The sequence below is a fragment of the Bacteroidia bacterium genome (assembly GCA_025056095.1).
Taxonomy (GTDB): domain Bacteria; phylum Bacteroidota; class Bacteroidia; order JANWVE01; family JANWVE01; genus JANWVE01.
The window spans coordinates 1-5,731 of record JANWVW010000178.1; the positions used below are offsets into that span (position 1 = coordinate 1).

Consider the following 5,731-nt stretch of genomic DNA (forward strand, 5'->3'; position numbering starts at 1 on the left):
TTCTGCACGGTATTGCTCACCTAAGTATCTTCTGAATCGTAGGATATCGGTAGGGAATTTGGCTTTTTGTACTTCTACTAAAACTACTTTTTCTGTGCCATCGGTGTTTTTTATTTTGGCATTGAAGTCCAAGCGATATACGGTTGTGGAGATGACGTCAAGGATGTATTCTTGGGGTCTGACATGGAGGTCAATAATTTCTTCTTGGAGTAGGTCGGATAGGAGGAGTTTTGCGATTTGGTTGTCTTCCATGAGGTATTTGAATACGACGTCATAGGCGGGGTTGGCGATTTTTATCATGGTGCAAAGATAAGGGAAAAGGGGGAAGTTTAGGTTGTGGGGATGTTTTATGGTTGTGTGTTGAGTATTGAGGGTGTGTGAGTTTAGTTTTTGTGTTGTTGTGAGTTTTTTTGCGTGAGGCATGCGGAGGGCGTGCGTCAGCACGGTGCGTAGCGAAGCGAAGCACCGAAGCGATAGCGTAGCCCGCAGCACGCCGACCTTGCCCACACGAGCGCAAGCGAAGTGTGGGCAAGGGCACGCCCAAAAAATTAAAATCTGAGTACTTGGCTTTGTCCTTTGTACCAAGCTAAAGTAACGTGAATACAAATAAACTTACTTGACTTTTGTCAAAATCTAACCTGCGTATAAGGTTTTTACTTTTTTACTCAAAATACTTTTGATAAGGCTGAGGAAAATCTGCCCATCCGTGTGTGGCACACAAAGCACAAGCTAAAACTGAACCATGTTCAACAATATTTCCCCCACAGTTGATACAAGAGAGCAAACAAGCTTCTATGGGTTTGTTTGCCCTGAAATAACACATCATTGGAAAAGCTATGTTTTTTAACGGATGATCTTCAGGAATTCTCTCGTAAAGTAAAAATAAATCCAAAGGGGTTTGGTCTAAAAAATCTTGCACATCAATAAGAGGTTCATAAATTTTTAGATTGTCTTGGTCTTCATTCATTTCATCACCTATGAGCAAAAAGTCTTCAATATAGTTTTGCAACGAAATTTCTGCTTGGGCGGATTTTGCTTCTTCAATGTATAAAAGCCAATTTAGTAGCTCTGTACCTCTATCAGCTAATTCCTCTTCTATACGTAACCATTCTTGAGTTTCAAAATAATCCTCTTGGGCATATAAAGGCGATTTGATAAAAAAGTCAATTAAGCCAATATCTACGAAGTACTCTTGCAAATTTTCTAAAAAATTATACTGTTGGCATACTTTATCCATTTCTATTACTTTTTCGGAAATATGTTCGTTTGTGTCTAGAATGCTTTTGAGGTCCTGATAAGCTGTTTTAATTTCTTTATCCCATTTTTGAATTTTATCTTGGTCGTAGTACTCATTTTCAAGACCTTTTATACCTTTGTAAAACATTCGGATATGCCCATGGCTCATGCCTTGCGCAGGTATAGCCAAGCGAACTCCAATAAGAAATGCTTTAAGTAAGTCCATATTTTTTGTAATTTTATAGTTCTCTTTTCATTAAGTATTGAGCAAACGCTGCAAAAGTAGAAGTTTCAATATATGAAGGTAAGCTTAGTAAGTCTTTCATAGCATCCTGGTATAATGTGTCAATTTCTTGCCGTGCTAGCTGCGGAATTTTCAGCAATTGATAAATGTGTTTCATTTTTTCAACTTTTTCTTTGGGATTACTTAGATCTAAGCAGGCTTGTATCTCTTTTTTTTGTGTATCATTTGCAATTTCTATGGCTTTGAGTAGTAGCCAAGTTTTTTTGTTGGCTATAATATCTCCGCCCACTTGCTTGCCAAATTTGCTGCTGTCTGCATATACATCAAGGTAGTCATCTTGAATTTGAAAAGCAATTCCCAATTTTACTCCAAAATCGTAGAGTTTTTGGGCAATTTCAATTGAAGAATCGGCTAATAAAGCTCCTATATACAAGCTGCATCCCAATAGAACTGATGTTTTTAGGCGTATCATTTGAATATATTCAGGTAGAGTAACATTATTCCGAGTCTCAAATTGAAGGTCTAACATTTGACCTTCGCATACTTCCAAAGCAGTTTTGTGAAAGATGCGTAAAATTTCTTTCAGATAAGCTGAATCAGTGTCAGCTATCCATTGATGAGCAAGTACTAAAATAGCATCGCCGGACAGTATAGCAGTGTTAGTATTCCATTTAGCAAATACTGTGGGCATGCCCCTGCGAGTAGGAGCGTTATCCATGATATCGTCATGAATAAGCGTAAAGTTGTGAAATAACTCAATTCCGCAAGCTGCATTATAGCCTATTTCCAAAGGTTTTTTGAAAGCATCTATAGCCAAAAGGACTAAAATCGGTCGCATTCGCTTAGCTTTAAGAGATAGGGTGTAGTGAATAGGTTCATAGAGCGCAGCAGGGGTTGTAGGTAAATTTAACCGAGATAGAGCAATTTCTACCTGCTGTTGATAGTATTGTATTTTTTGCTGTATGTCAATCATTAAAGGTGAGGAAATAGCCATGTTTTAATAACACAAAAAAAAGTAAAAAATTCATTCGTTGCAGAGTTAAATTTTCATTTCTGGTACCTCACCGTTGATAATCAATTTACCTGCAGTGGCTTTTTTAATTTCTTCTATGCTTACCCCAGGGGCTCTCTCTATAAGAACAAATCCGTTATTCACTTCGTACACTCCAAGTTCAGTAACAATTTTTTTTATACACTTGACCCCTGTGAGCGGTAACGTGCATTTAGGTAATAGCTTAGACTGACCATTTTTATTTACTTGCTGCATAGCTACAATAATATTTTGAGCTGAAGCTACCAAATCCATAGCTCCCCCCATACCTTTAACCATTTTACCAGGTATTTTCCAGCTTGCAATATCTCCTTCTTCGGAAACTTCCATTGCACCTAGTATAGTCAGGTCAATATGCCCTCCCCTAATCATCGCAAAACTTTCAGCAGAATCCATAAAAGCAGCTCCAGGTAAAGCCGTAACGGTCTGCTTGCCTGCGTTAATTAAATCAGGGTCAACTTCATCTTCATAAGGGAAAGGACCCATGCCTAAAAGTCCATTTTCAGTGTGTAACACTACATTGATATCAGGTGGAATAAAGTTAGCTACCAAAGTAGGTATTCCTATACCTAAATTTACGTACATCCCATCTTTAATTTCTTGGGCTATACGTTTTGCTATCCCAAAACGATCTAATGCCATAGCGTTAGTTGAGTTTTGGCAAAGTTAAGTATTCTCTCTAAATGTAAAAAATGTCCGTTCCGCATTACCATTCTGTTTCAGGTTCTTTATGAATAAGAATGGATATTCTTTTTTGAATAATAGCTTCTTTGTTTTTTCGCCTATCAGAAAGTTTCTTTTTAAGCTCATCTACCGAACCTTGCAAACGGAGAATTTCTCTTTCAGTGTTTTTTATTTTGAGCTCAAAAAGTTCATCTAATACCTCGCGAAGTTCTTTTTCTAATTCTTCTTTTTGCTGTTTATCAGGTGTGCTGTTGTAGGCAATGGCAATTTCTTGAGACTTTTTTTCTAATTCAGCTTCTTGGGTAAGCTTTTCAAAAGTTTCAGGGTCTTGCTTTTTTAAGTCTTGATAGTAGCCTGTTAAAATTTGTTCTTTGGTAGGTGTAGAATACAGAGGTATTTCAATGATTTTTTTATTTGCATAGAGATAAAAGTTATTCAGTACACAAAACTTGAATTGGTCAACCCCAGTAACTCTCAAAGACAAAGAGTAGCCCGTAGGCAAGCTTTGTAGAGATAGCGGTAAAGCCGCAGGTGGAATGAGCTTGCCATCTAACCAAAAAGACTGGTTCTCTATTTTGATACTATGCGTAACTAAGGGCGTTTTGAGTTCGGCATCTTGTATTTTAGTCGGCTTTCTGTGGATAGAGTCTCGCGTTTGAGTTAAGCCATAAATATAGGTTAGGCTAAGGCAAAACAATAATATTGCTTTCATCGTGGGTAACCAGCTCATAAATAGCGCTATCCGTAGGTAAAATTCCTCCCCTGTGTTCTTTGAGTACATGTACATCTCGGTTTAATTTTTCTATTTCTTTGTTATCTAAAAATTCCCATTCTAAAGCTTCGGACGCAATTTTTTTGTGGGTAGATTGTTTGTATTGACTATATCCCGAAAAACTGACTATACCAGAAAGCAAAACTGCTAAACCTGCAATTATAGTTTTAGATGTATATTTTCGTATTTTAGTCCAACGTTCGGAAAAGGTTTTTTCATTTTCAGTGGTATTGTTTTGACAAAATTTGTGTTCAAGAGTGGATTTAGAAAACTCTAAAATGTTTTGAAGTATTTCAGGTTCAGGTGAAGTACCTGTGTTTTCAATATCGGGAAGCATACCTAAGGTAAAAGTAAGCTCCTTGTAAGCTCTGCGGAGCTTTGAGTTGGTCATTAAAGCTTGTTCAAAAGCTATTTTTTCGTTTTCGGGCATTTCGCCGTAGAAATACCTCAAAATATCGTTTTCTGTGAATTTTGAAATAGTTGAACGTTCTTTCATGGTATATTTTTTTAATTTAATGTCTTGAACTCTTGTTGTGAAAGCATTTTACGTAGGTTAATTAAAGCATAGCGCATTCTACCTAGCACAGTGTTGATGCTACATTGTGTCATTTCTGCAATTTCTTTGAAGGACATATCTGCGTAGTGTCTAAGTACTACTACTTCTCTTTGTTCATCAGGTAAGCGTTTGAGTAGCTGGGTGATAATGTGTTCATCTTCATGTTGTAGTATGCTAGTATCTGCTTCTTGGGTATCCACGAATCTGTCTTCTTGGGTTAGTATATCGCTTTCGCTATCTGTGATTGTGGGATTTTTTCGTATCTTTCTAAAATAATCTACGGAGAGGTTGTAGGCTATTCGAATCAACCAATGTGAAAATTTACCTTCTTCTTGGTACTGATGAGTTTGTAGGAGGGTGATGACTTTCATAAATGTTTCCTGAAATATGTCTTCTGCAATAAACTTGTCCTTGACAATCATCGTAATTACGTTGTACACGTGCTTTTGATGTCTGTGCAGTAGCGTAGCGAAAGCTTGCTGGTTACCTTGCTGATAAGCTTTTACTAACACTCTGTCAGACCAATCTTGCATATTTTCCTTCATTGTAACAACGAATGAACGTTGAGATTTATTATGTGTAGCAAAGATAAGAAATTTTTTGTGGACTAAAAAATGATTGAATTTTTTGGGCGTGCCCCTTGCTGCGCAAGGGTCGGGGCATTCCGCACGTAGCCCGCAGCACGCCGACCTTGTGGGCTTTTGCCCACAAGGGCACGCCCAGAATAAAATCTAACCTTTACAAACTAAATTTTTATTCAAATTTCAATATTCGCGTGTGTTACCATACTTGTCTATTCCATACCAAACACCGTTTAATTGCACCGAACCAAAACTTTGATAAAAACTACTTGCTTTATCATATATGCATGGAATTACCACTACCCGCCCGCTATAACTGCCGTTGTACCGTAAAAAAATTAAGCCAACTGCCCGAAGGTTATCAGGATAAACCCATAGACGCACAGCCCGAAAATGAACTGTTTGACAACAATCCGGGCATCACAGGGGTTGCCTTTAAGAATACGCACAGGTATTTTAGAGAAGGGATTAAGAACTTGAACATATACGAAAAACAAATATTGCGGCAAATAAGAGAAGACGTTAGTTCAAAGCTGCAACCAGTCTCTTTTTATTCTGACACACTGAAAAAAGAAGTGGTTATTTCCAATAAAACCATAAAAGAAGC

At 37.5% G+C, this 5,731-nt stretch carries 9 protein-coding genes; 1 reads left to right on the top strand and 8 read right to left on the bottom strand.

The genetic code is table 11. The annotated features are described in order from the left end of the window. The 8 genes from NZ519_11170 to NZ519_11205 form a co-directional block, all read right to left on the bottom strand. On the bottom strand, positions 1-300 hold a 300-nt coding region (locus NZ519_11170; protein ID MCS7029312.1), incomplete at its 3' end, for a hypothetical protein. After that, on the bottom strand, positions 272-544 hold the full coding sequence (locus tag NZ519_11175; GenBank protein ID MCS7029313.1) for a hypothetical protein: 273 nt from the start codon (positions 542-544) through the stop codon (positions 272-274). The genes NZ519_11175 and NZ519_11170, both read right to left, overlap by 29 nt. 117 nt (positions 545-661) lie before the next feature. After that, complete coding sequence (locus NZ519_11180) at positions 662-1,462, bottom strand: hypothetical protein (GenBank protein MCS7029314.1); 801 nt, start codon at positions 1,460-1,462, stop codon at positions 662-664. 13 nt (positions 1,463-1,475) lie between these two features. Beyond that, positions 1,476-2,474: a polyprenyl synthetase family protein gene (locus tag NZ519_11185; protein MCS7029315.1), complete on the bottom strand. Its 999-nt coding sequence runs from the start codon at positions 2,472-2,474 to the stop codon at positions 1,476-1,478. Positions 2,475-2,519: 45 nt separating this feature from the next. Next, positions 2,520-3,173 (bottom strand): 3-oxoacid CoA-transferase subunit B, encoded by a 654-nt coding sequence (locus NZ519_11190; GenBank protein ID MCS7029316.1) that lies wholly within the window; start codon positions 3,171-3,173, stop codon positions 2,520-2,522. A gap of 64 nt (positions 3,174-3,237) precedes the next feature. Then, positions 3,238-3,927, bottom strand: a complete 690-nt coding sequence (locus tag NZ519_11195) for a hypothetical protein (GenBank protein ID MCS7029317.1) — start codon at positions 3,925-3,927, stop codon at positions 3,238-3,240. Next, positions 3,899-4,483, bottom strand: a complete 585-nt coding sequence (locus tag NZ519_11200) for a hypothetical protein (GenBank protein MCS7029318.1) — start codon at positions 4,481-4,483, stop codon at positions 3,899-3,901. Before NZ519_11200 ends, NZ519_11195 begins: the two co-directional genes overlap by 29 nt. Positions 4,484-4,494: 11 nt before the next feature. Beyond that, entirely contained in the window at positions 4,495-5,088 is a 594-nt protein-coding gene (locus NZ519_11205; protein ID MCS7029319.1) for a sigma-70 family RNA polymerase sigma factor, read from the bottom strand. Between the two features lie 323 nt (positions 5,089-5,411). Between NZ519_11205 and NZ519_11210 the strand changes: the two genes are divergently transcribed. Continuing rightward, a partial coding sequence (locus NZ519_11210; GenBank protein ID MCS7029320.1) for a hypothetical protein occupies positions 5,412-5,731 on the top strand: 320 nt, incomplete at its 3' end.